Below are 22,330 nucleotides of genomic sequence, written 5' to 3' on the forward strand. Positions count from 1 at the left end.
CTTTGCGAGACTTCCATGTCGCATGACACTGCCCGAAACACCCAGCCGCCTAATGGGCCGGAGCTGGAAGAACTTTTGATCGACGCCGAAGCCGACGACGAACAGGTGCAACAACAGCCGGTGCTGCTGGTGCGCCCGTGGTTGTTGCTGCTTGGCCTGGTGTTGGTGGCGCTGAATTTGCGTCCGGCACTGTCGAGCATGGCGCCGCTGCTCAGCCAGGTGTCAGAGAGCCTCGGCCTGAGCGCCTCTCAGGCCGGATTGCTGACCACCTTGCCGGTACTCTGCCTGGGGTTGTTTGCACCCTTGGCGCCGATTCTGGCGCGACGCTTTGGCAGCGAGCGGGTGATCCTCGGCATTCTCCTCACCCTGGCTGCCGGCATTGCTGTGCGTAGCGCGTTCGGCAGCACCGGGGTGTTCGTTGGCAGCATCATGGCAGGCGCCAGCATCGGTGTGATCGGCGTTTTGTTGCCGGGCATCGTCAAGCGCGACTTTCCCAAGCATGCCGGTACCTTGACCGGGGTCTACACCATGGCGCTGTGCCTGGGCGCGGCCATGGCGGCCGGGGCGACCGTGCCGCTGAGCGAGCATTTTGGCGACAGCTGGTCGCTGGGGCTGGGCTTCTGGCTGTTACCTGCGCTGGTGGCCGCGCTGATCTGGTTGCCGCAAGCGCGACAGGGCCATGGTGCCCACCATGTGGCCTATCGGGTACGCGGCCTGCTGCGTGATCCGCTGGCCTGGCAGGTCACCCTGTACATGGGGTTGCAGTCGTCGCTGGCGTATATCGTCTTTGGCTGGCTGCCGTCGATCCTCATCGGCCGTGGCCTGTCCCCGACCCAGGCGGGCCTGGTACTGTCCGGTTCGGTGATCGTGCAGTTGATCAGCTCGCTCAGCGCGCCGTGGCTGGCGACCCGTGGCAAGGATCAGCGCCTGGTCATTGTCGTGGTCATGCTCCTGGCGCTGGCCGGGTTGTTCGGCTGCCTGTATGCGCCGCTTGAGGGCCTGTGGGGCTGGGCAATCGTGCTCGGGCTAGGGCAGGGCGGTACCTTTGCCCTGGCATTGACTCTGATCGTCCTGCGTTCCAAAGACGCGCACGTGGCGGCCAACCTGTCGAGCATGGCCCAGGGCGTTGGTTATACCCTGGCCTCCATGGGGCCGTTTGCCGTCGGCCTGGTGCATGACCTGACCGGTGGCTGGAACGCGGTCGGCTGGATTTTTGCGGTGCTGGGTATCGGCGCCATCGGTTTTGGTCTGAAGGCCGGCCGTAACCTGCATGTGCAAGTGGTCAGCGAGCGGGTTTGAAGTCATTGGTATTCATCGGGTAAATGCCCGTAGCTTTTTGCCATACGGTGGGTCTATCGTGCGGGTCTATTCCTTCGGAAACGGACCCGCCTCATGAGCGATGCCAACAGTGCTTTGATCACACGCTTTTACGAGGCTTTCCAGCGCCTGGACGCTGACGCGATGATTGCCTGCTACAGCGATGACATTGTCTTCAGCGACCCGGCGTTCGGCACCTTGCGCGGCAAGGATGCCGGCGACATGTGGCGAATGCTCACCACCCGCGCCAAGGATTTTTCCTTGACCTTCGACGGCGTCAAGGCCGATGAGCGCAGTGGCGCTGCCCACTGGGTTGCCACTTACCTGTTCAGCCAGACCGGCCGTATCGTGATCAATGACATTCAGGCGCGCTTTGTTTTCCGTGACGGCAAGATCTGCGAACACCACGACAGCTTTGACCTCTGGCGCTGGTCGCGACAGGCATTGGGGGCCAAGGGCGCGTTGCTGGGCTGGACACCTTTGGTTCAGGGCAAGGTGCGCCACCAGGCATTGAAAGGCTTGCGCGCGTTTCAGGCCGCCCGCTGAACGGGTAAGCTGTACGCTTTACCGTTCAATAGCGCCAACCGTGACCCAAGCCACTGCCGATACTCCCAGCAAACCCTGGTATGTCTACCTGGTGCGCGCCGCCAATGGTGCGCTCTATTGCGGTATCAGTGATAACCCGCAGCGACGGTTCATTGCCCATCAAAAAGGCCAAGGGGCGCGGTATTTCAGTACCAGCCCTGCGGTGGCGCTGGTCTACGTCGAAAGCTGGCCAAGCAAGGCAGAAGCCTTGCGCCAGGAACGGCTGGTGAAAAAACTGCGCAAAAGCGCGAAGGAGGCGCTGGTGGCCTCCTTCGCGACAGTCAGTCCTTGCGACGCTTGAGCTGATCGGTGAGCTGCGTCGGCAGGCCCTTGATGATCAGGGTGCCGGCCTCTTCGTCATACTCGATCTTCGAGCCCAGCAGGTGCGCTTCAAAACTGATCGACAGCCCTTCGGCGCGGCCGGTGAAGCGGCGGAACTGATTGATGGTGCGCTTGTCGGCCGGGATTTCTGGCGACAGACCGTAGTCCTTGTTGCGGATGTGATCGTAGAAGGCTCGCGGGCGTTCCTCGTCGATCAGGCCCGAAAGCTCTTCAAGGGTCACCGGCTCGCCAGCCTTGGTCTGGCTGGTGGCGTAGTCGACCAGGGTCTGGGTCTTCTCGCGGGCGGCCTCTTCGGGCAGGTCTTCACTTTCGACGAAGTCGCTGAAAGCCTTGAGCAGGGTGCGGGTCTCTCCGGGGCCGTCGACGCCTTCCTGGCAGCCGATAAAGTCGCGGAAGTACTCCGACACTTTTTTGCCGTTCTTGCCCTTGATGAAGGAAATGTACTGCTTCGAGGTTTTGTTGTTCTGCCACTCGGAGAGGTTGATGCGTGCTGCCAGGTGCAGTTGCCCCAGGTCCAGATGGCGGGACGGCGTTACATCCAGCTCGGCGTTCACCGCCACGCCTTCGCTGTGGTGCAGCAGGGCGATGACGAGGTAGTCGGTCATGCCTTGCTGGTAGTGGGCGAACAGCACGTGCCCACCCACCGAAAGGTTGGACTCTTCCATCAGCTTTTGCAGGTGCTCGACGGCAACGCGGCTGAAGGCGGTAAAAGTGCTGCCAGCGTCCAGGTATTCCTTGAGCCAGCCGCTGAACGGGTGGGCGCCGGACTCGGCATGGAAGAAGCCCCAGGCTTTGCCTTGTTTGGCGTTGTAGTTGTCGTTGAGGTCGGCCAGGAGATTCTCGATGGCGCTGGACTCGGCCAGTTCCGTGTCGCGGGCGTGCAGCACAGCAGGGCTGCCATCGGGTTTCTTGTCAATCAGGTGGACGATGCAATGACGGATCGGCATGGGATTCTCGGTTGAAAATGGGCGGTGCAGGCCGCGTTGCAAAGTCGGCAAGTGTACCTCAGGCAGGAGGTGATTCTGCGGCCAGATGTTGGCAGAAATGTCGGTTGTTCGTTTTTTGTTCAGTTTTTTGCGTTTTTTCGTTCAAAGCCCCGAAAAACCTGAAGATTTGCCCTGCCAGCAGCGGATATTTATCCGTTCCTGTGGTAGTTTTGCCCGGTCTTGCGCCCCGTGTGTGGCGCATTGCTGGCAGGTCGCTCGCGTCGCGTCGAACCAAACGCTGTTTTGCGTATCTACATACGCGATTGACAGGGTTTTAACACTGGACCGCCGGTTTCCCGCAGGTCTGGCTCGATGACTGACGCAGCACTCTGCATACTCACTGAATTGATAGGGAAGGAACACCACCATGGCATTGACCAAAGACCAACTGATCGCCGACATCGCCGAAGCTATCGACGCGCCGAAAACCACCGCGCGTAACGCTCTGGAGCAGCTGGGTCAGATCGTTGCTGATCAACTGGAAAATGGCAGCGAAATCACTCTGCCAGGCATTGGCAAGCTGAAAATCACCGAGCGTCCTGCCCGTACCGGCCGCAACCCTTCGACTGGCGCTGCCATCGAAATCGCTGCCAAGAAAGTCGTCAAGTTCGTGCCAGCCAAAGTGCTGACCGACGCTGTTAACAAGTAATTGTAAGCAGTTCGAAAAAACCGCGGCCGGGTTGCCCGGACGCGGTTTTTTTATGCCTTCTGGCTGGCCCAGCGTTGCTGGCGCCACACCTGGCGGGCATTGGCATCCTGGAAGGTCCAGGCCACCATGCGGCTCTGTTTCTGTCCCTGGCCCATCTCGACGACGTGCAGGTCGGTAGCGCCAGCCTTCTTCAACGCAGCCTGGATGCCCGGCAGGTTGGAAGCCTTGGACACCAGCGAGGTGAACCACAGCACCTGCTGGCCAAGTGCAGCACTTTCTGCAACCAGCTGGCTGACAAAGCGGATTTCACCGCCTTCGCACCACAGCTCATTGTTCTGCCCGCCAAAGTTCAGCACCGGCAACTTGCGCTTGGGGTCGGCTTTGCCCAGGGCGCGCCACTTGCGCTGGCTGCCACGGGTGGCCTCTTCGCGCGAGGCGTGGAAGGGCGGGTTGCACAGGGTCAGGTCGTAGCGCTCGTCGTCTTTGAGCAGGCCGAGGAGGATGTGCTTGCGGTTGCTTTGCTGGCGCAGGCTGATGGCTTTATCCAGGCCGTTGGCCTGAACGATGGCCTTGGCAGCGGCCAGGGCCGTGCTGTCGATGTCCGAGCCAAGAAAGCGCCAGCGGTAGTCGCTATGGCCCAGCAGCGGGTAGATGCAGTTGGCACCGACGCCGATGTCCAGGGCGCGCACCTGGGCTCCGCGGGGGATTTCACCGTTGTTATCAAGGGCGAGCAGGTCGGCGGCGACGTGGATGTAGTCGGCGCGGCCTGGAATCGGCGGGCACAGGTAGTCGGCCGGGATATCCCAGTGCTGGATGCCGTACTGGGCCTTGAGCAGGGCACGGTTGAACACCCGCACGGCGTCGGGGTTGGCAAAGTCGATGCTCGGCTTGCCATGGGGGTTGGTGATCATGAACCGGCCCAGGTCGGGGCTGCTTTTGATCAGCTCGGGAAAGTTGTAGCGGCCCTGGTGGCGGTTGCGCGGGTGCAGGGTCGGTTTGCTCGGTGTGGTCATGTCTGTCCTGTAAAAAACATCGCCGGCAAGCCGTGCTCCCGTAGGAGCTGGCTTGCCGGCGATTAACCGCTGTCGCGACTGCCGCATGGGGACTGTTGATGCAGTCCATCGCCGGCAAGCCGGCTCCTACAGTCAGCGGTCGTTACAGTGCGGCAATCCGCGCGTGCTGCTCGGTGAAGTTGGCCAGGGCCTGTTCGGCTTCGGCCAGCTTGGCGCGTTCCTTGTCGATCACCGCAGGCGGTGCCTTGTCGACGAAGGCCGCGTTGGACAGCTTGCCCCCCACCCGCTGGACCTCGCCCTGCAGGCGCTGGATTTCCTTGCTCAGGCGCGCGAGCTCGGCATCTTTATCGATCAGACCGGCCATCGGTACCAGTACTTGCAGGTCACCGACCAGAGCGGTGGCGCTCAGCGGTGCTTCGTCCTGTTCGCCCAGCACGGTGAAGGATTCGATCTTCGCCAGCTTTTTCAGCAGCGCTTCGTTTTCCTGCAGGCGGCGCTGGTCTTCGGCGCTGGCGTTCTTGAGGAACAGTTGCAGTGGCTTGCCCGGGCCGATGTTCATTTCGCCGCGGATGTTGCGCACGCCGAGCATCAGCTCCTTGAGCCATTCGATATCGCCTTCGGCAGCGGCATCGATGCGGCTTTCGTTGGCCACCGGCCACGGTTGCAGCATGATGGTCTTGCCTTGTGCGCCAGCCAGCGGCGCCAGGCGTTGCCAGATTTCTTCGGTGATGAACGGCATGAACGGATGCGCCAGGCGCAGCGCCACTTCAAGCACGCGCACCAGGGTGCGACGGGTGCCGCGGGCACGTTCGACCGGGGCGTTCTCGTCCCACAGCACAGGCTTGGACAGCTCCAGGTACCAGTCGCAGTACTGGTTCCAGATGAACTCGTAGAGCGCCTGGGCGGCCAGGTCGAAGCGGAACTGCTCAAGCTGACGGGTGACTTCGGCTTCGGTGCGTTGCAGCTGGGAGATGATCCAGCGATCCGCCAGCGACAGCTCGTAGGCTTCGCCGTTCTGGCCGCAGTCTTCGCCCTTGTCCAGCACGTAACGTGCGGCGTTCCAGATCTTGTTGCAGAAGTTGCGATAGCCTTCGACGCGGCCCATGTCGAACTTGATGTCGCGACCGGTGGAGGCCAGCGAGCAGAAGGTGAAGCGCAGGGCGTCGGTGCCGTAGCTGGCGATACCTTCCGGGAACTCTGCCTTGGTCTGTTTGGCGATTTTCTCGGCAAGCTTTGGCTGCATCATGCCGCTGGTGCGTTTCTCCAGCAGCGCGTCGAGGGTGATGCCGTCGACGATGTCCAGCGGGTCAAGGACGTTGCCCTTGGACTTGGACATCTTCTGGCCCTGGCCGTCACGTACCAGGCCGTGGACGTAGACCGTCTTGAACGGCACTTGCGGAGTGCCGTCTTCGTTCTTCACCAGGTGCATGGTCAGCATGATCATCCGGGCGACCCAGAAGAAAATGATGTCGAAACCGGTGACCAGTACGTCGGTGGAGTGGAAGGTCTTGAGGAACTCGGTCTGCTGCGGCCAGCCCAGGGTAGAGAAGGTCCACAGGCCGGAGCTGAACCAGGTGTCGAGCACGTCGTTGTCCTGGTTCAGGACCACGTCGGCACCGAGGTTGTGCTTGGCACGGACTTCTTCTTCGCTGCGGCCGACGTAAACCTTGCCGGACTCGTCGTACCAGGCCGGAATACGGTGGCCCCACCACAGTTGGCGGCTGATGCACCAGTCCTGGATGTCGCGCATCCAGGAGAAATACATGTTCTCGTACTGCTTGGGCACGAACTGGATGCGGCCATCTTCGACCGCAGCAATGGCCGGTTCAGCCAGGGGTTTGGTCGAAACGTACCACTGGTCGGTCAGCCATGGCTCGATGATGGTGCCGGAGCGGTCACCTTTCGGTACTTTCAGGGCGTGGTCGTCGACGCTGACCAGCAGGCCGGCGGCGTCGAAGTCGGCAACGATCTGCTTGCGGGCAACAAAGCGGGCGAGACCGGCGTACTGCGCAGGCAGGGTGGCGTCGATGCTTTCGTTGACGCGGCCGTCGAGGTTGAACACCTGTGCGGCCGGCAGCACGAAGGCGTTCTTGTCGAAGATGTTCAGCAGCGGCAGGTTGTGGCGCTTGCCGACTTCATAGTCGTTGAAGTCGTGAGCCGGGGTGATCTTCACACAGCCGGTACCGAACTCGGGGTCACAGTAGTCGTCGGCGATGATCGGGATGCGGCGGCCAACCAGCGGCAGTTCGACGAACTTGCCGATCAGTGCCTTGTAGCGTTCGTCTTCCGGGTTCACGGCCACGGCGGCGTCGCCGAGCATGGTTTCCGGACGGGTGGTGGCAACGATCAGGTAGTCTTTGCCGTCGGCGGTCTTGGCGCCGTCAGCCAGTGGGTAGCGCAGGTTCCACAGGTGGCCCTTCTCGTCATGGTTTTCCACTTCGAGGTCGGAGATCGCCGTGTGCAGCTTGGTGTCCCAGTTGACCAGACGCTTGCCGCGGTAGATCAGGCCGTCCTCGTGCAGGCGCACGAAGGCTTCCTTGACCGCTTCGGACAGGCCGTCGTCCATAGTGAAACGCTCGCGGCTCCAGTCTACCGACGAGCCCAGGCGGCGAATCTGGCGGCTGATGTTGCCACCGGACTGGTCCTTCCACTCCCAGACCTTCTCCAGGAACTTCTCGCGACCCAGGTCGTGGCGGCTCTGGCCCTTGGCCTCAAGCTGACGCTCGACGAGCATCTGGGTGGCGATACCGGCGTGGTCGGTACCTGGCTGCCACAAGGTGTTGCGGCCTTGCATGCGGCGGAAACGGATCAAGGCGTCCATGATCGCGTTGTTGAAGCCATGGCCCATGTGCAGGCTGCCGGTGACGTTCGGCGGCGGAATCATGATGGTGTAGGAATCGCCCGCGCCTTGCGGAGCGAAATAATTCTCGGACTCCCAGGTGTTGTACCAGGAAGTTTCAATAGCGTGCGGCTGGTAGGTCTTATCCATGCGCGGCGGGACCCTATGGCATTTATTCAGGAAAGCCGGAGAGTATAACGAAGCGGCAAGCTTCAAGCGACAAGCTGCAAGCACAGAGCGCCGCACGGCGCTGGCTTGTCACTTGAAGGCGGGGGTGGTTTACGGATTGAGCAGGCGTTCGAGCCGGGCATCAAGGCGACGCTTGATCTCGTTCTCGATGTGTGGGGTAAAGTCGTTGATCACATCCTGCATGATCGATTGCGCCGCTGCGCGCAGTTCGCTGTCCAGGTGCAACAGCAGCTCCTGGCGCTTGGCCTGCGGGTCTACAGGCGTTTCGGCGACTGGCTGCGCCACGGCTGCTGGTGCGGGCTCGGCTTCTTCGAGCAGCAGTGGAATCTGCTCCTCGACGGTGTCGGTCAGCAAAGGCGGTTCAAGGGAATCGTCCCCCAGCAATTGGCGGATCGACTCAAGGTCGTCCAGCAGGTGCGCGGACTGGGGCAGGGGAGTGGGTTTGTCCATTGTCTTCAGAGTCGCTGTAAGCGGTGATCTTGCAGAGCATAGCCCTGTTCGCGGTAGAAACGGAAACTCTCTCGGGCGGCCTGGCGAATCGTCGGCTCCTCGACCACGATCTCGGCGATACGGGCAAAGCGCGCGGCGAAGGGCGGAACCTTGAGGTCAAGGTTGATCAGCAGGTCCTGATGGCCGCCGGGATCGTCGCCCAGGCCCAGTACCACGCTGCCCTGGGGCTGCTCTTCTGCACCGTTGTGCGGCACGAACGCCTCGCCCTTGAAGGCCCACAGGCGGGCATCCAGTTCGTCGCGCTGGGCGGCATCGGTGCAATGCAGGTAAACCTGATGCCCCATGCGCCAGGCCTTGTCGCAGAGTTTGCAGGCGAAATCCAGGCGCGCCGAGGGCGCGTCGCTGGGCAGAATGTAGAAGTCGACTTTGCTCATGGTTAGCCTGCCGGCCAGTCACGCCTTAACCCGTGACTGGCCGGCAATCACTCAGGCATTGGCACGGTCGAGCAGGTACTGGGTCAGCAGCGGGACCGGGCGGCCGGTGGCGCCCTTGTCTTTGCCGCCGCTGATCCAGGCTGTGCCGGCGATGTCCAGGTGCGCCCAGTTATAGGCCTTGGCAAAGCGCGACAGGAAGCAACCGGCGGTGATGCTGCCGGCTTTCGGCCCGCCGATGTTGGCGATGTCGGCGAACGGGCTGTCCAGTTGTTCCTGGTACTCGTCAAACAGCGGCAATTGCCAGGCACGGTCGTCGGCACGCTTGCCGGCGTCGAGCAGCTGGCCCACCAGTTCGTCGTTGTTGCCCATCAGGCCCGACGTGTGGCTGCCGAGGGCAACGATGCAGGCACCGGTCAGGGTGGCAATGTCGATCACTGCTTGCGGCTTGAAGCGCTCGGCGTAGGTCAGGGTGTCGCACAGCACCAGGCGGCCTTCGGCGTCGGTGTTGAGGATCTCGACAGTCTGCCCGCTCATGGTGGTCACGATGTCGCCCGGACGGGTGGCGCCGCCGCTTGGCATGTTCTCGGCACAGGCCAGCAAACACACCAGGTTGATCGGCAGCTGCAGTTCGAGCACGGCGCGCAGGGTGCCGAAAACGCTGGCCGCACCGCCCATGTCGAACTTCATTTCATCCATGCCGGCACCCGGCTTGAGGCTGATGCCACCGGTGTCGAAGGTGATGCCCTTGCCGACCAGTACGAATGGCTTCTCGGACTTCTTGCCGCCCTGGTAGCTCATGACGATCAGGCGAGGTGGCTGGTCGCTGCCCTGGCCAACGGCGTAGAACGCGCCCATGCCCAGTTCCTTGATCTTTTTCTCGTCCAGCACCTCGACCTTGAGGCCCTTGTAGGCCTTGCCCAGGCCCTTGGCCTGTTCGGCCAGGTAGCTTGGGTGGCAGACGTTTGGTGGCAGGTTGCCCAGATCGCGGGTGAAGCTCATGCCGGCGGCAATCGCAGCGGCATGCTTGACCGCGCGCTCGACGTCGGCGGCGCCGGCCTTGTCGGCCAGCAGGGTGACTTTCTTCAGGGCGCGAGGTTCGGCCTTCTTGCTCTTGAACTGGTCGAACACATACTCGCCGTCGAGCAGGGTTTCGGCCAGCAGGCGCGTTTTGCCGTAGAACGCATCGCGGCCGGTAATGGCGACGTCGTCCAGCGCCAGTACCGCATCGCTGCCATTGATGCCTTTGAGTACGGCCAGGACTGCGGCAACCACTTTGCGCCAGCTGCGGTCACCCAGCTCTGCCTCTTTGCCGACGCCGACCAGCAGCACGCGCTCGGCTTTGATAGCAGGCAGGCCTTGCAGCAGCAGGGTCTGGCCGAGCTTGCCGGTCAGGTCGCCACGCTTGAGCACGGCGCTCAGGGCACCGTTGCTGGCATCGTCGACGGCCTTGGCGCTGGCGCCGAGTTTGCGGCCCTCGCCGACGGCGAGCACCAGCGTGGCGGTTTTCAAGGATGCAGCGGCTACGCTTTTTACAACCAGTTCCATGTCAGGGTCCCCGAATGATCTGTCTTTGCGCGCTGTCTGTGCAGGCACGTCAGGCGAGCTGGCCGCGTGATCGCGTACCAGTGATAAAGCTGCCAGTTTGAGCCTGCCCGGACCGCCCTGACAACCCCATTAATGAAGCATTGTGCGTCGCCAGTGACAGGCACGGCCAATCACAGGATAATGCGCCAACTTTTGTGCCGGTTCGCTTCTGGCGAGCAGGCAACTATCTTGGCTGTTATGGATTTCTTGTTTGGCTGTCCGAGCCTGACAACCCAGGAGTGTCTGGTTTGATTGTCTTCCGTTATCTGTCCCGCGAGGTCCTGTTGACCTTGAGTGCCGTCAGCGCCGTGCTGCTGGTGATCATCATGAGCGGGCGCTTCATCAAATACCTGGCTCAGGCCGCCCAGGGCATCCTTGACCCAGGCGTGTTGTTCCTGATCATGGGGTATCGCCTGCCAGGGTTCTTGCAGCTGATCCTGCCACTGGGGTTGTTCCTCGGCATTCTGCTGGCCTACGGTCGCCTGTACCTGGAAAGCGAGATGACCGTGCTGTCGGCCACCGGCATGAGCCAGCAACGCCTGCTGGGCATGACCATGGCGCCGGCCGCCCTGGTCGCCGCGCTGGTTGCCTGGTTGAGCCTGGGCCTGGCGCCTCAGGGCGTGACCCAGGTCGCCCAGATCATCAACCAGCAGGACGCCCTGACCGAATTCGATACCTTGGTGCCGGGTCGCTTCCAGACCTTGCGCGACGGTTCCCGCGTGACCTACACCGAGCAGCTGTCTGAAGACCGCGCCAACCTGGCCGGTGTGTTCATTTCCGAAAAGCGCTTTTCCCAGGACAAGACCAAAGAGCGTGCACCTTCGGTGCTGGTCGCTGAGAAAGGGCGTCAGGAGATCGGTGCCGACGGCAACCGCTACCTGATTCTGGAAAACGGCTACCGCTATGACGGTAATCCGGGCCAGGCCGATTATCGGGCCATCAAGTACGACACCTACGGTGTGTTGCTGCCCAAGCCTGAGGTCAGTGAAGAGATCACCGACCGTGAGGCCATCCCGACGTCCGAGCTGATCGGCAGCACTAACTTGCGCGAACGTGCCGAATTGCAATGGCGCCTGTCGTTGCCGTTGCTGGTGTTCGTAGTCACCCTGATGGCAGTGCCGCTGTCGCGCGTCAACCCTCGCCAGGGCCGCTTCCTCAAGCTGTTGCCGGCGATTCTTCTGTATATGGCGTACCTGACAATGCTGATTGCCGTGCGTGGTGCCCTGGAGAAAGGCAAGTTGCCGATCGGTCTGGGCATCTGGTGGGTCCATGGCCTGTTCCTGATGATCGGCCTCGGGCTGATGTACTGGGAGCCGCTACGCCTCAAGCGTGCCGCGCGTCGTGCGGAGGTGGCCCATGGTTAAGCTCGACCGCTACATCGGCAAGAGCGTGCTGGTGGCCATTCTTGCCGTGCTGGGGATTATCCTCGGGCTGGCGTCGCTGTTTGCCTTCATCGATGAGATGGGTGACATCACCGACCAGTACACCCTTATGGATGCCGGTAACTTTGTCCTGTTGACTGCGCCTCGCCGTCTTTACGACATGCTGCCGATGGCCGCCCTGATCGGTTGCCTGATCGGCCTGGGCAGCCTGGCCAGCAGCAGTGAACTGACCATCATGCGCGCCGCCGGGGTTTCCATCGGCCGTATCGTCTGGGCGGTGATGAAGCCGATGCTGGTGCTGATGCTGGCCGGTATCCTGATCGGTGAATACGTTGCTCCGGCGACCGAGAACAAGGCCCAGGCCGACCGTTCTCTGGCGCAGGGCAGCGGCGATGCGCAAAGCTCCAAGCGCGGTATGTGGCACCGTCAGGGCGATGAGTTCGTGCACATCAACTCTGTGCAGCCCAACGGCCTGCTGTACGGTGTCACCCGTTACCGGTTCGACAACGAGCGCCATCTGCTGACCTCAAGCTTTGCTCGTCGTGGCCAGTACCAGGAAGACCACTGGCAGCTGAGCGACGTGACCACCACGCATTTCCGTGGCGATCACACCGAAATCATCAAAACGCCTGTTGAGCGCTGGGACGTAACCGTTACCCCGCAACTGCTCAATACCGTGGTCATGGCCCCCGAGTCGCTGTCGATCACTGGCCTGTGGGACTACATCCACTATCTGTCCGACCAGGGCCTGAACAACTCACGCTACTGGCTGGCTTTCTGGACCAAGGTCCTGCAGCCGATGGTGACGGCAGCGCTGGTGTTGATGGCCATCTCGTTCATCTTCGGCCCGTTGCGTTCGGTTACCCTGGGGCAGCGTGTGTTCACCGGCGTTCTGGTAGGTTTTGTCTTCCGTATCGGCCAGGACCTGCTCGGGCCATCTAGCCAGGTGTTCGGCTTTCCGCCGCTGCTGGCGGTGGTGATACCGGCGGCGATCTGTGCGTTTGCCGGTTTGTGGATGCTGCGTCGGGCGGGATAACCGTCAGTGCAAATAAAAAGCCGACCTCAGGGTCGGCTTTTTTGTGGCAGTTACTTCTTGCGTTTGGGCAGTTGGACCAGCTGGCTATCGGAATACATGTCGTGCCAGCTGCGCTTGCGCTTGTCGATCAGCGCCCAGAAGAAACCCAGGCCCAGGCACAGCCACGAAGCAATCGACACCACAAAGCGCAGCAGCGCTTGCCACAGGTTGATGGCGCTGCCATCGGCGTTCTGCACACGAATGCCCCAGACCTGCATGCCCAGGGTCTGGCCACCATGGGTCCAGAATTTGGCGAAGAAGCCGAACAGGGCGAACAACAGGAGGGTCGACAGCAACGGGTCGCCATCCAGCGCGCCGGATTCCGTCAGCGCACGCATGCGTGTTTCGCCGATGATCGCCATCTGGATCATCTTGTACACGCCTGCGGTGACGATCAGCAGGGCGGTGCATAGCAGGAAGTCATAGAACATCGCGGCCAGGCGTCGACCGAAACCGACGGCGGGAAACTCACCCTGGGGCTGCAACAACGGCTTGGGCATACACGGGGCCCTCCTTGGGCAAAACGCCCATTCTACGGAATTGCGCGCATAAAAAAGCCCCTGCTGTTGCCAGCAGGGGCTTTTTATATCGGGAATCAGGCTTCCGCGATAACTTCGTCAGCCTGCATGCCTTTCTGGCCTTGCACGGCGATGAAGGTGACTTTCTGGCCTTCTTTCAGGCTCTTGAAGCCGTTACCCTGGATAGCGCGGAAGTGTACGAACAGATCCGGACCGCTTTCTGGAGTGATGAAACCAAAACCTTTCTCGTCGTTAAACCACTTGACGGTACCGCTCTGACGTTGGGACATTGTCTTATTTCCTTTGAAACTTAGAATTAGTAACAGCTTCTTCCAAATGAAAGAGTACTGGGCTGGGTTGCAGGAAAGTAAGAGACGTCGAACGGGTTGTAGCAAATCTCAGCGCTACTGCCCAGGTCACGAACCATTGCGACCCATGCAAACACAGTGCAGTGACTCTACGCTAACTCTGTGAAAAAAAACAAGCCCTGAAAGCCGCCCCGGCTCTACCTTTTAGCGGCCGCTGGGTCGATTCTTTGCTGCTCATTCCAAACAGCGTTACGGCGTTTTTCGAAAGTTATAAAACGCGTTCGGATTCGAAAACCCGAACGCGATATGACACTTTGTTTCAACTAACGATTCAGCCGCGATAATAGCGCTGGGCAACGAATGGCATCTTGCTGACTTTCATGGCTACGCGCTTGCCACGCACTATCGCCCAGACCGGTGTTTCCAGTGCGGTGTAAGCAGTGTCCAGATAACCCATTGCAACAGGACCTGCCAGCGTCGGGCCGAAACCACCGCTGCAGACTTTACCGATCACCGTGCCGGCTTCGTCCACAATCTCGGCGTCTTCGCGCACCGGCGTACGTTCCTGGGGCAGCAAACCGACACGCTTGCGTGCTACGCCATTTTGCTGCTGGGCGAAGACCTGCTCGGCACCCGGGAAACCACCGGCGCGGGCGCCATCGGCACGACGTACCTTGGAGATGGCCCACAGCAGGCTGGCTTCGATCGGCGTGGTCTGGGTATTCATGTCGTGGCCATACAGGCACAGACCGGCTTCCAGGCGCAGCGAGTCGCGTGCACCAAGGCCGATGGCGGCGACTTCAGGTTCGGCCAGCAGGCGGCGCGCCAGGGCTTCGGCCTTGTCGGCCGGTACCGAAATCTCGAAACCGTCTTCACCGGTGTAGCCCGAGCGGCTGACGTAGCAATCAGCGCCCAGCAGTTGCACGGGCTGGAACTGCATGAAGGTCATCGTTGCCACTTCCGGGGCCAGGCGCGCCAGCACGGTGACCGCGGCAGGGCCTTGCAGGGCCAGCAGGGCGCGCTCTTCGAACAGCGGCTGGATCTGGCACTGGTCGCCGATGTGCTGACGCAGGTGTGCCAGGTCCTGGTCCTTGCAGGCAGCGTTGACCACCAGGAACAGTTCGTTGTTGCCCAGGTTGGCGACCATCAGGTCGTCGAGGATGCCGCCGTGTTCGTTGGTGAACATGGCGTAGCGTTGCATGCCCACCGGCAGGTCGATGATGTCGACCGGCACCAGGGTTTCCAGGGCCTTGGCGGCGTTGGCGCCGCTCAGGCGGATCTGCCCCATGTGCGAGACATCGAACAGGCCGGCCTGTTCACGGCTGTGCAGGTGCTCCTTCATCACGCCCAGCGGGTACTGGACCGGCATGTCGTAGCCGGCGAACGGCACCATGCGCGCGCCCAGTTCCAGGTGCAGGGCATGCAGCGGGGTCTTGTGCAGTGTTTCGGTGGACATTGATGACTCCTTGGGGCTTGAGAGGGTGTCAGCATTCAATGATGTTGACGGCCAGACCGCCGCGGGCGGTCTCCTTGTATTTGCTTTTCATGTCGGCGCCGGTCTGGCGCATGGTGCGGATGACCTTGTCGAGGGAGACGAAATGCTGTCCGTCGCCGCGCAGGGCCATGCGCACCGCGTTGATCGCCTTGACCGAGCCCATGGCGTTGCGCTCGATGCAGGGCACCTGAACCAGCCCGCCTATCGGGTCGCAGGTCAGGCCGAGGTTGTGTTCCATGCCGATTTCCGCTGCGTTTTCGACTTGCTGCACACTGCCGCCCATCACCTCGCACAGGGCACCGGCAGCCATCGAGCACGCTACCCCTACCTCGCCCTGGCAACCGACTTCGGCGCCGGAGATCGAGGCGTTTTCCTTGTAGAGGATGCCGATGGCGGCGGCCGTGAGCAGAAAGCGCACTACGCCGTCTTCATTGGCGCCCGTGATGAAACGCATGTAGTAGTGCAATACCGCCGGGACGATGCCGGCGGCACCATTGGTGGGGGCGGTGACGACCCGACCGCCAAAGGCGTTTTCTTCGTTGACTGCCAGGGCGTACAAGTTGACCCAGTCCAGCACCGAGAGTGCGTCACGCAAGCTCGCTTCCGGGTTGCTGCACAGCTGGCGATACAGCGCCGCGGCACGGCGTTTTACCTTCAGCCCGCCGGGCAGGATACCTTCGTTGCGACAGCCGGCCGCCACGCAGTCCTGCATGACTTGCCAGATGCGCAGCAGGCCTTCGCGGGTCTCCTGTTCCGCACGCCACGCCGCCTCGTTGGCCAGCATGATCTGACTGATGGCTAGGCCGTTCGCTGTGCAATGGCCGAGCAGTTCCTTGGCGGTTTTGAACGGGTAGGGCAACACCGTGCTGTCTTCGACGATACGGTCGGCACCGGCGGCATCCTCATCGACAACGAATCCACCGCCGACCGAGTAGTACTCGCGGCTGCGGATCTGCAGGCCGGCACTGTCGAAGGCACGAAAGATCATGCCGTTGGGGTGATAGGCCAGCGGCTTGCGGATCATCGCCAGGTGCTGCTTCTCGATGAACTCGATGGCGTGTTCGCCTAACAGCTTCAGCCGTCCCGTGCTGCGGATGACCTGCAGGCGGGCGGGGATGCTTTCGGTGTCGACACTGTCGGGATGCTCGCCTTCAAGGCCGAGCAGCACGGCCTTGTCGCTGCCGTGGCCTTTGCCGGTGGCACCGAGCGAGCCGTAGAGTTCGGCCTTGACACTGACCGTTGCCGCCAGCAGGCCGTCGCGCCGCAGGCCTTCAGCAAAGCGCGCGGCAGCGCGCATGGGGCCTACGGTGTGGGAACTGGAGGGGCCGATGCCGATCTTGAACAGGTCGAAGACGCTGAGTGACATGGTCGTACCCTCGTTGTTGGGGAGGGGCTTCGCCGGCAAGCCCGGCTCCCACAAGGTTCTTGAATGTTCCCGGAACCTGTGGGAGCCGGCCTTGCCAGCGATGAGGCCCTAAAGCCGGACTCAGACGTCCTGGTAGCTCTCGATCGACGGGCAGGCGCAAACCAGGTTGCGGTCGCCAAAGACGTTGTCGACGCGACCGACCGGTGGCCAGTACTTGCCTTCCACCAAGGTAGCCAATGGGTATACCGCCTGTTCGCGGCTGTACGGATGGCTCCATTCACCGGCGATTTCGGCCGCCGTGTGCGGTGCGTTCTTCAGCGGGTTGTCGTCCTTGTCCAGGCTGCCATTTTCCACGGCACGAATTTCTTCGCGGATGCGGATCATGGCATCGCAGAAGCGATCCAGCTCTTGCCGGGACTCGCTCTCGGTCGGCTCGATCATCAGCGTACCTGCCACCGGGAATGACATGGTCGGGGCGTGGAAACCGAAGTCGATCAGGCGCTTGGCCACGTCATCGACGCTGATACCGCTGGTGTCCTTGAGCGGGCGCAGGTCGAGGATGCATTCGTGAGCCACCAGGCCGTTGCTGCCGGTGTACAACACAGGATAGTGCTCTTCCAGGCGGCGGGCGATGTAGTTGGCATTGAGGATCGCCATCTGCGATGCACGCTTGAGGCCGGCGCCGCCCATCATGCGGATATACATCCAGGTGATCGGCAGGATGCTGGCGCTGCCGAACGGTGCCGCGCAGACCGCGCCTTGTTTGTTTTCCATGTGCCCGTGACCTGGCAGGAACGGCGCCAGGTGCGACTTGACGCCAATCGGGCCGACGCCCGGGCCGCCACCGCCATGCGGAATGCAGAAGGTCTTGTGCAGGTTCAGGTGCGAGACATCGCCGCCGAACTTGCCCGGGGCGCACAGGCCAACCATGGCATTCATGTTGGCGCCGTCGATGTACACCTGACCGCCGTTGTCGTGGATGATCGCGCAGATTTCACCGATCGCTTCCTCGAATACACCGTGGGTCGACGGGTAGGTGATCATCAGTGCCGCGAGGTGCTCGCGGTGCTCGATCGCCTTGGCGCGCAGGTCGTCGATGTCGACGTTGCCACGGGCGTCACAGGCGGTAACTACCACGCGCATGCCGGCCATGTGGGCCGTTGCCGGGTTGGTGCCGTGCGCCGAGGACGGGATCAGGCAGATGTCGCGGCGGGCGTCGCCACGGCTCATGTGGTAGGCGCGGATGGCCAACAGGCCTGCGTATTCGCCCTGGGAGCCGGCGTTAGGCTGCAGCGACACGGCGTCGTAGCCGGTGGCGGCGCAGAGCATGGCCTCCAGCTCGTCGGTCAGTTGCTGGTAGCCCTGGCTCTGTTCGGCCGGAGCGAAGGGGTGCAGGTTGCCGAACTCGGCCCAGGTGACCGGGATCATTTCGCTGGCGGCGTTGAGCTTCATGGTGCACGAACCCAGCGGAATCATGGTGCGATCCAGCGCCAGGTCCTTGTCGGCCAGGCGGCGCAGGTAGCGCATCAGCTCGGTTTCGCTGTGATAGCGGTTGAATACCGGGTGCTCGAGAATTGCCGACTGACGCAGCAGGGCGACAGGCAGCTGGGCCTGAACGCTGGCAGCCAGGGTGCTGAATGCAGGTACGGCTTTACCGTCGGCAAACAGCTGCCACAGCGCTTCGACGTCAGCCTGGGTGCTGGTTTCATCCAGCGACAGGCCCAGGCGCCGGGCGTCGATCTGGCGCAGGTTCAGGCGCTGGGCGCGGGCCTTGTCGTGCAGGCTGGCGGTAGCGTCGCCGGTGGCCAGGCTCAGGGTGTCGAAGAACGCTGCGGTTTCGACGCTGACGCCGAGTTGCTTGAGACCGGCAGCGAGGATCGCGGTCAGGGCGTGGGTACGCTCGGCGATCTGTTTCAGACCCTGCGGACCGTGGTAGACCGCATACATACTGGCGATGTTGGCGAGCAGCACCTGGGCGGTGCAGATGTTACTGGTGGCCTTCTCGCGGCGGATATGTTGCTCGCGGGTCTGCATGGCCAGACGCAGGGCGGTTTTGCCGAAACGGTCGATGGACACGCCGACCAGGCGGCCAGGCATGTCGCGTTTGAACGCATCGCGGGTGGAGAAGTAGGCCGCGTGTGGGCCACCAAAGCCCAACGGCACACCGAAACGCTGCGCGCTGCCGATGGCCACGTCTGCACCGAACTCACCCGGCGGGGTCAGCAGGGTCAGGGCCAGCAGGTCGGCAGCAACAGCTACCAGTGCATTGGCCGCGTGGAAACGCTCGACCAGTTCGCGGTAGTCGAACACTTCGCCATTGCTGGCAGGGTATTGCAGCAGGGCGCCGAAAAAGGCGCTGACATCATCGAGCTCGCGCTCATCACCGACCACGACTTCGATACCCAGCGGCTCGGCACGGGTGCGCAGCACGTCGAGGGTTTGTGGGTGGCAATGCGCGGAGGCGAAGAAGGCGTGGCTGCCTTTGTTCTTGCTCAGGCGCTTGCAGAAGGTCATGGCTTCGGCAGCGGCGGTGGCTTCGTCGAGCAACGAAGCGTTGGCAATCGGCAGGCCGGTGAGGTCACTGATCAGGGTCTGGAAATTCAGCAAGGCTTCCAGGCGGCCTTGGGAGATTTCTGGCTGGTACGGGGTGTAAGCGGTGTACCAGGCCGGGTTTTCCAGGAGGTTGCGCAGGATCGGTGCCGGGGTATGGCAGTTGTAGTAACCCTGGCCGATGAAGCTTTTGAACAGCTGGTTGTTACCGGCGATGGCCTTGAGTGAGGCCAGGGCATCGGCTTCGCTTTGACCGTCGCCCAGTTCAAGGACGCTGGTGCCTTTGATGCTGTCAGGAATGACGGCGGCGCTCATGGCCTCAAGGGAGTCGAAGCCCAGGGTGGCGAGCATGTGCGCTTCGTCGTTCTGGCGTGGGCCAATGTGACGGGCGATGAATTCGTTGGCAGTGCCGAGGTTGATGGTCATGGTGGGTTCCTCAGGCGTCGGCGTTGGCTTTGATCAGGCGGTCGTAGGCATCCTGGTCGAGCAGTTGCCCGACTGCGCCGGCATCGGTGGGGATGAAACGGAAGAACCAGCCTTCGCCCAGCGGGTCTTCGTTGACCAGCTCAGGGTTACCTTCGAGTTTGTCGTTGACCTCGACGACTTCGCCCGTCAGCGGCATGTACACACCGCTGGCAGCCTTCACCGATTCGACGGTCGAGGCTTCGGCGCCCTGGTCGTAGCTCTGCAGCTCCGGCAGTTGCACATAAACCACGTCGCCCAGGGCGTTCTGAGCGAAGGCAGTGATCCCGACGGTGACGCTGCCGTCAGCTTCGGTACGCAGCCATTCGTGATCTTCGGTAAAACGCAACTCGCTCATGGAAACTCCTCAAGGACAGGCGTGGCTCAGGTGCGGCACTGAGCGCTGATAGTTGCGGTTTCCTTAGCAATTTCGCGGCCAATTATAAAAAATCAATACAAATCAATGGTTTATAAAAAATCCAGATCATGAAGAATTTATATGTGTAGCGATATCGCTACACCTGGGCGCTGGAAAAAAAGATCAAGTGGATCAGAACCTTGCCAGATAGGGCTCGGCATGCGTTGTACTGAAATCGCTACACTGTATTGATTTCAGTACGGCTGCCGATGGTCTTCAGGCCTTGCCGGGAATGCCGTATTTGCGCAGACGGTGGGCAATGGCGGTGTGGGAGGTTTGCAGGCGGCTGGCCAGTTGCCGGGTGGAAGGGTAGCTGGCGTAGAGTTTTTCCAGCAGGCCACGTTCGAAGTCTTCAACGGCCTGTTCCAGGCTATCGATTTCACCACCGTGATCGCGGGCCACCGAGGTGCCGGCGATATCCAGGTCGCCGATGTCCACCAGGTTGCCCTCGCAAATGGCCGCCGCACGGAAAATGACGTTCTGCAGCTGCCTGACGTTGCCTGGCCAGCGGTTGTCGAGCAGCGCCGGGTAGGTGGCGGGCGCCAGGCGGCACAAGGGGCGCTGAATCTGGGTACAGGCTTGCTGCATGAAGTAGCCGGCCAGCAACAGGATGTCCTTGCCGCGATCGCGCAGCGGCGGCACCTGCAGGTTGAGCACGTTCAAACGGTAGAACAGGTCTTCGCGGAAGCTGCCGTCGGCGACCATTTTTTCCAGGTCGCGGTGGGTGGCACTGAGGATGCGTACGTTGACCTTGACCTCGCGGTCGCCACCGACCCGGCGAAAGCTGCCGTCGTTGAGAAAACGCAGCAACTTGGCCTGCAGGTACGGTGACATCTCGCCAATCTCGTCGAGGAACACCGTGCCCTGGTTGGCCAGCTCCATCAACCCGGGTTTGCCGCCGCGCTGGGCTCCGGTGAAGGCACCGGGGGCGTAACCGAACAGCTCGCTTTCGGCGAGGTTTTCCGGCAGTGCTGCGCAGTTGAGTGCCAGGAACGGCGCATTGTGGCGGCTGCTGATGGCATGACAGGCACGGGCCACGAGTTCTTTGCCGGTACCGGTTTCGCCATGAATCAACAGCGGTGCGTCCAGGGCCGCGACCCTCAGTGCCCGCGCCTTGAGGGTGCGGATGGGGGGCGAGTCGCCGAGCAGTGCGTCGAACCCTTCGGCATGGTCGTGGTGCAGCGCCGACAGCCGCTCGCCGATGCGGTTGGGCGAGTACAGGGTCAGCAAGGCACCGGCGTTGGTAATCGGCGTCGCGTCGAGCAGCAGCGTCTGGCCGTTGAGCAGCACTTCGCGCATCGGCAGGTGGAAGCCGTTTTCGATCAGCGTTGCCAGCAGGCCGGCGTCGTCGAACAGTTCCGCCACGGACAGGCCGCCTGGTTCCTGACCGTACAGGGCAATCAGCGCGGGGTTGGCGAGGATCACATGGCCGGCACTGTCCAGTGCCAGCACCGGGTCGCTCATGGCGGCCAGCAGGGCATCGAGTTGCAGGTGGCGACGCTGGCCAGGGAGGATATCGACCACCCGCACCGACTGCACACCATGCACATTCAACAAGGCGTCGTGGAGCTCTTCGAGCACGGCCGGGCTCAGGGTCGGGGCATCGATGTAGACGTTGGGCGGGACCATCTCCACCGCATCCAGATTGAGGTTGCGGGCACCGAGCAGGGCCAGTACTTCCTGGGTGATACCGACGCGGTCGATGAAGCTGACGTGGATGCGCATGGGGCGGGGCAGGGTTCACGGCTGGCGAAGTGGGCAAGTATGCCTTGCGGCTGCGCTGCGGTCGAATCGTGAGACAAGCCCGCTTCTGCGGGAGAGTGGGCAGTTACGGGCTTGCTCGGGAATGGGGGGATAAGGCTACTCGAAATGTTCCGGTTTGATCGGATCACCCGATTTCATGTTCAGCTGTGTGCGGACATCTTCGAACATCAGGTCGTAGTGCTTGTGTACGGAGCCGATGTTGCTCAGGTGCTTGGGAATACCGTATTTCTCGGCAATCTTCGTGACGTTGCTGGCGAAGTTATAGGCTTCCTCCTTGGGCAGGAAGAACGTCTCCTTCATGTCTTTGCCTTGAATCGAGCCATGCATCGTGAACTGCATGCCTTTGCCTTTGCTCGGATCCGTGAAGACTTCGTAATTGAGGGTGATGTCGTAGCTGACGTCATCCTTGGTCAGCGCATGGCGCTCAATGTGCAATTCACCGGGTTTGAATGTGGCCATGGCAGGCTCCTCTGGAGGGTTGAAACGGGGGGGCCCCCCGGGCGCCCCCCCACCCACAAACGTCGGGGTTTAAAGGGCGGGGATGTTAAAAAAAAAACCCCCCACCCACCCCCCCAGCCAGAGGCGGGGGGGGGGGGGGGGGGGG

20 protein-coding genes are annotated in these 22,330 nt (G+C 61.9%); 6 read left to right on the top strand and 14 right to left on the bottom strand.

Translation table 11 applies throughout. From position 1 onward, the window contains the following. The first annotated feature begins 15 nt into the window (after positions 1-15). The 3 genes from I5S59_RS21865 to I5S59_RS21875 all read left to right on the top strand — a co-directional run bounded on the left by I5S59_RS21865 (position 16) and on the right by I5S59_RS21875 (position 2,203). Positions 16-1,299 carry a CynX/NimT family MFS transporter gene (locus I5S59_RS21865; protein ID WP_197878438.1) on the top strand — a complete coding sequence of 428 codons (1,284 nt, stop codon included), beginning with the start codon at positions 16-18 and terminating at the stop codon, positions 1,297-1,299. Positions 1,300-1,392: 93 nt separating this feature from the next. After that, positions 1,393-1,863 carry a nuclear transport factor 2 family protein gene (locus tag I5S59_RS21870; RefSeq protein ID WP_197878439.1) on the top strand — a complete coding sequence of 157 codons (471 nt, stop codon included), beginning with the start codon at positions 1,393-1,395 and terminating at the stop codon, positions 1,861-1,863. Between the two features lie 40 nt (positions 1,864-1,903). Continuing rightward, positions 1,904-2,203, top strand: a complete 300-nt coding sequence (locus tag I5S59_RS21875; RefSeq protein WP_197878440.1) for a GIY-YIG nuclease family protein — start codon at positions 1,904-1,906, stop codon at positions 2,201-2,203. On the opposite strand, the gene yejK is transcribed toward I5S59_RS21875, so the two are convergent. After that, positions 2,184-3,191 (bottom strand): nucleoid-associated protein YejK, encoded by a 1,008-nt coding sequence (gene yejK / locus I5S59_RS21880; protein ID WP_197878441.1) that lies wholly within the window; start codon positions 3,189-3,191, stop codon positions 2,184-2,186. The two genes, I5S59_RS21875 and yejK, sit on opposite strands and share 20 nt — an antisense overlap. 406 nt (positions 3,192-3,597) lie before the next feature. On the opposite strand from yejK, the gene I5S59_RS21885 reads away from it, so the two are divergent. Next, the gene (locus tag I5S59_RS21885) at positions 3,598-3,879 is read left to right on the top strand and encodes an HU family DNA-binding protein (RefSeq protein WP_009398256.1); all 282 of its coding nucleotides are present in this window, start codon (positions 3,598-3,600) and stop codon (positions 3,877-3,879) included. 50 nt (positions 3,880-3,929) lie between these two features. Here the strand turns inward: I5S59_RS21885 and rlmF are convergent, their stop codons facing one another. From rlmF to I5S59_RS21910, 5 genes are all read right to left on the bottom strand, one after another. Then, on the bottom strand, positions 3,930-4,892 hold the full coding sequence (rlmF, locus tag I5S59_RS21890; RefSeq protein WP_197878442.1) for a 23S rRNA (adenine(1618)-N(6))-methyltransferase RlmF: 963 nt from the start codon (positions 4,890-4,892) through the stop codon (positions 3,930-3,932). A 142-nt stretch (positions 4,893-5,034) separates the two neighbouring features. Then, positions 5,035-7,881, bottom strand: a complete 2,847-nt coding sequence (locus I5S59_RS21895; protein ID WP_197878443.1) for a valine--tRNA ligase — start codon at positions 7,879-7,881, stop codon at positions 5,035-5,037. Positions 7,882-8,010: 129 nt separating this feature from the next. Next, on the bottom strand, positions 8,011-8,370 hold the full coding sequence (locus tag I5S59_RS21900; RefSeq protein WP_197878444.1) for a DNA polymerase III subunit chi: 360 nt from the start codon (positions 8,368-8,370) through the stop codon (positions 8,011-8,013). 5 nt (positions 8,371-8,375) lie between these two features. After that, complete coding sequence (locus tag I5S59_RS21905; RefSeq protein WP_197878445.1) at positions 8,376-8,804, bottom strand: DNA polymerase III subunit chi; 429 nt, start codon at positions 8,802-8,804, stop codon at positions 8,376-8,378. Positions 8,805-8,855: 51 nt separating this feature from the next. Next, positions 8,856-10,349, bottom strand: coding sequence for a leucyl aminopeptidase (locus I5S59_RS21910; protein ID WP_197878446.1), 1,494 nt, complete (start codon positions 10,347-10,349; stop codon positions 8,856-8,858). Between the two features lie 287 nt (positions 10,350-10,636). On the opposite strand from I5S59_RS21910, the gene lptF reads away from it, so the two are divergent. Both lptF and lptG read left to right on the top strand, forming a co-directional pair. Beyond that, complete coding sequence (gene lptF, locus I5S59_RS21915; RefSeq protein ID WP_197878447.1) at positions 10,637-11,752, top strand: LPS export ABC transporter permease LptF; 1,116 nt, start codon at positions 10,637-10,639, stop codon at positions 11,750-11,752. Next, positions 11,745-12,806: an LPS export ABC transporter permease LptG gene (gene lptG, locus I5S59_RS21920; protein WP_128322561.1), complete on the top strand. Its 1,062-nt coding sequence runs from the start codon at positions 11,745-11,747 to the stop codon at positions 12,804-12,806. Before lptF ends, lptG begins: the two co-directional genes overlap by 8 nt. 50 nt (positions 12,807-12,856) lie before the next feature. On the opposite strand, the gene I5S59_RS21925 is transcribed toward lptG, so the two are convergent. From I5S59_RS21925 to I5S59_RS21960, 8 genes are all read right to left on the bottom strand, one after another. After that, a complete protein-coding gene (locus I5S59_RS21925; RefSeq protein ID WP_197878448.1) occupies positions 12,857-13,345 on the bottom strand; it encodes an RDD family protein in 489 nt (162 codons plus the stop codon). 95 nt (positions 13,346-13,440) lie between these two features. Continuing rightward, a complete protein-coding gene (locus I5S59_RS21930) occupies positions 13,441-13,653 on the bottom strand; it encodes a cold-shock protein (RefSeq protein WP_010220199.1) in 213 nt (70 codons plus the stop codon). A 349-nt stretch (positions 13,654-14,002) separates the two neighbouring features. Beyond that, positions 14,003-15,127 carry a glycine cleavage system aminomethyltransferase GcvT gene (gene gcvT / locus I5S59_RS21935; RefSeq protein ID WP_197878449.1) on the bottom strand — a complete coding sequence of 375 codons (1,125 nt, stop codon included), beginning with the start codon at positions 15,125-15,127 and terminating at the stop codon, positions 14,003-14,005. A 28-nt stretch (positions 15,128-15,155) separates the two neighbouring features. Further along, the gene (locus I5S59_RS21940) at positions 15,156-16,532 is read right to left on the bottom strand and encodes an L-serine ammonia-lyase (RefSeq protein WP_197878450.1); all 1,377 of its coding nucleotides are present in this window, start codon (positions 16,530-16,532) and stop codon (positions 15,156-15,158) included. Between the two features lie 120 nt (positions 16,533-16,652). After that, on the bottom strand, positions 16,653-19,508 hold the full coding sequence (gcvP, locus tag I5S59_RS21945) for an aminomethyl-transferring glycine dehydrogenase (RefSeq protein WP_197878451.1): 2,856 nt from the start codon (positions 19,506-19,508) through the stop codon (positions 16,653-16,655). A gap of 10 nt (positions 19,509-19,518) precedes the next feature. Further along, entirely contained in the window at positions 19,519-19,902 is a 384-nt protein-coding gene (gene gcvH, locus I5S59_RS21950) for a glycine cleavage system protein GcvH (protein WP_197878452.1), read from the bottom strand. 276 nt (positions 19,903-20,178) lie between these two features. Beyond that, positions 20,179-21,687, bottom strand: coding sequence for a sigma-54-dependent transcriptional regulator (locus I5S59_RS21955; protein ID WP_197878453.1), 1,509 nt, complete (start codon positions 21,685-21,687; stop codon positions 20,179-20,181). A 135-nt stretch (positions 21,688-21,822) separates the two neighbouring features. Next, on the bottom strand, positions 21,823-22,185 hold the full coding sequence (locus tag I5S59_RS21960) for a DUF5064 family protein (protein WP_128322553.1): 363 nt from the start codon (positions 22,183-22,185) through the stop codon (positions 21,823-21,825). Between the last annotated feature and the right edge of the window lie 145 nt (positions 22,186-22,330).

It is taken from the genome of Pseudomonas alkylphenolica (assembly GCF_016009175.1).
In the GTDB taxonomy this organism is placed as follows: domain Bacteria; phylum Pseudomonadota; class Gammaproteobacteria; order Pseudomonadales; family Pseudomonadaceae; genus Aquipseudomonas; species Aquipseudomonas alkylphenolica_B.

Excerpts from the sequence above, each read along its gene's own strand:
- I5S59_RS21865 (WP_197878438.1), top strand. The coding sequence starts at position 16 with ATGTCGCATGACACTGCCCGAAACACCCAGCCGCCTAATGGGCCGGAG.
- I5S59_RS21870 (WP_197878439.1), top strand. The coding sequence starts at position 1,393 with ATGAGCGATGCCAACAGTGCTTTGATCACACGCTTTTACGAGGCTTTC.
- yejK (WP_197878441.1), bottom strand. The coding sequence starts at position 3,191 with ATGCCGATCCGTCATTGCATCGTCCACCTGATTGACAAGAAACCCGAT.
- I5S59_RS21885 (WP_009398256.1), top strand. The coding sequence starts at position 3,598 with ATGGCATTGACCAAAGACCAACTGATCGCCGACATCGCCGAAGCTATC.
- rlmF (WP_197878442.1), bottom strand. The coding sequence starts at position 4,892 with ATGACCACACCGAGCAAACCGACCCTGCACCCGCGCAACCGCCACCAG.
- I5S59_RS21895 (WP_197878443.1), bottom strand. The coding sequence starts at position 7,881 with ATGGATAAGACCTACCAGCCGCACGCTATTGAAACTTCCTGGTACAAC.
- I5S59_RS21900 (WP_197878444.1), bottom strand. The coding sequence starts at position 8,370 with ATGGACAAACCCACTCCCCTGCCCCAGTCCGCGCACCTGCTGGACGAC.
- I5S59_RS21905 (WP_197878445.1), bottom strand. The coding sequence starts at position 8,804 with ATGAGCAAAGTCGACTTCTACATTCTGCCCAGCGACGCGCCCTCGGCG.
- I5S59_RS21910 (WP_197878446.1), bottom strand. The coding sequence starts at position 10,349 with ATGGAACTGGTTGTAAAAAGCGTAGCCGCTGCATCCTTGAAAACCGCC.
- lptG (WP_128322561.1), top strand. The coding sequence starts at position 11,745 with ATGGTTAAGCTCGACCGCTACATCGGCAAGAGCGTGCTGGTGGCCATT.
- I5S59_RS21925 (WP_197878448.1), bottom strand. The coding sequence starts at position 13,345 with ATGCCCAAGCCGTTGTTGCAGCCCCAGGGTGAGTTTCCCGCCGTCGGT.
- I5S59_RS21930 (WP_010220199.1), bottom strand. The coding sequence starts at position 13,653 with ATGTCCCAACGTCAGAGCGGTACCGTCAAGTGGTTTAACGACGAGAAA.
- gcvT (WP_197878449.1), bottom strand. The coding sequence starts at position 15,127 with ATGTCCACCGAAACACTGCACAAGACCCCGCTGCATGCCCTGCACCTG.
- I5S59_RS21940 (WP_197878450.1), bottom strand. The coding sequence starts at position 16,532 with ATGTCACTCAGCGTCTTCGACCTGTTCAAGATCGGCATCGGCCCCTCC.
- gcvP (WP_197878451.1), bottom strand. The coding sequence starts at position 19,508 with ATGACCATCAACCTCGGCACTGCCAACGAATTCATCGCCCGTCACATT.
- gcvH (WP_197878452.1), bottom strand. The coding sequence starts at position 19,902 with ATGAGCGAGTTGCGTTTTACCGAAGATCACGAATGGCTGCGTACCGAA.
- I5S59_RS21955 (WP_197878453.1), bottom strand. The coding sequence starts at position 21,687 with ATGCGCATCCACGTCAGCTTCATCGACCGCGTCGGTATCACCCAGGAA.
- I5S59_RS21960 (WP_128322553.1), bottom strand. The coding sequence starts at position 22,185 with ATGGCCACATTCAAACCCGGTGAATTGCACATTGAGCGCCATGCGCTG.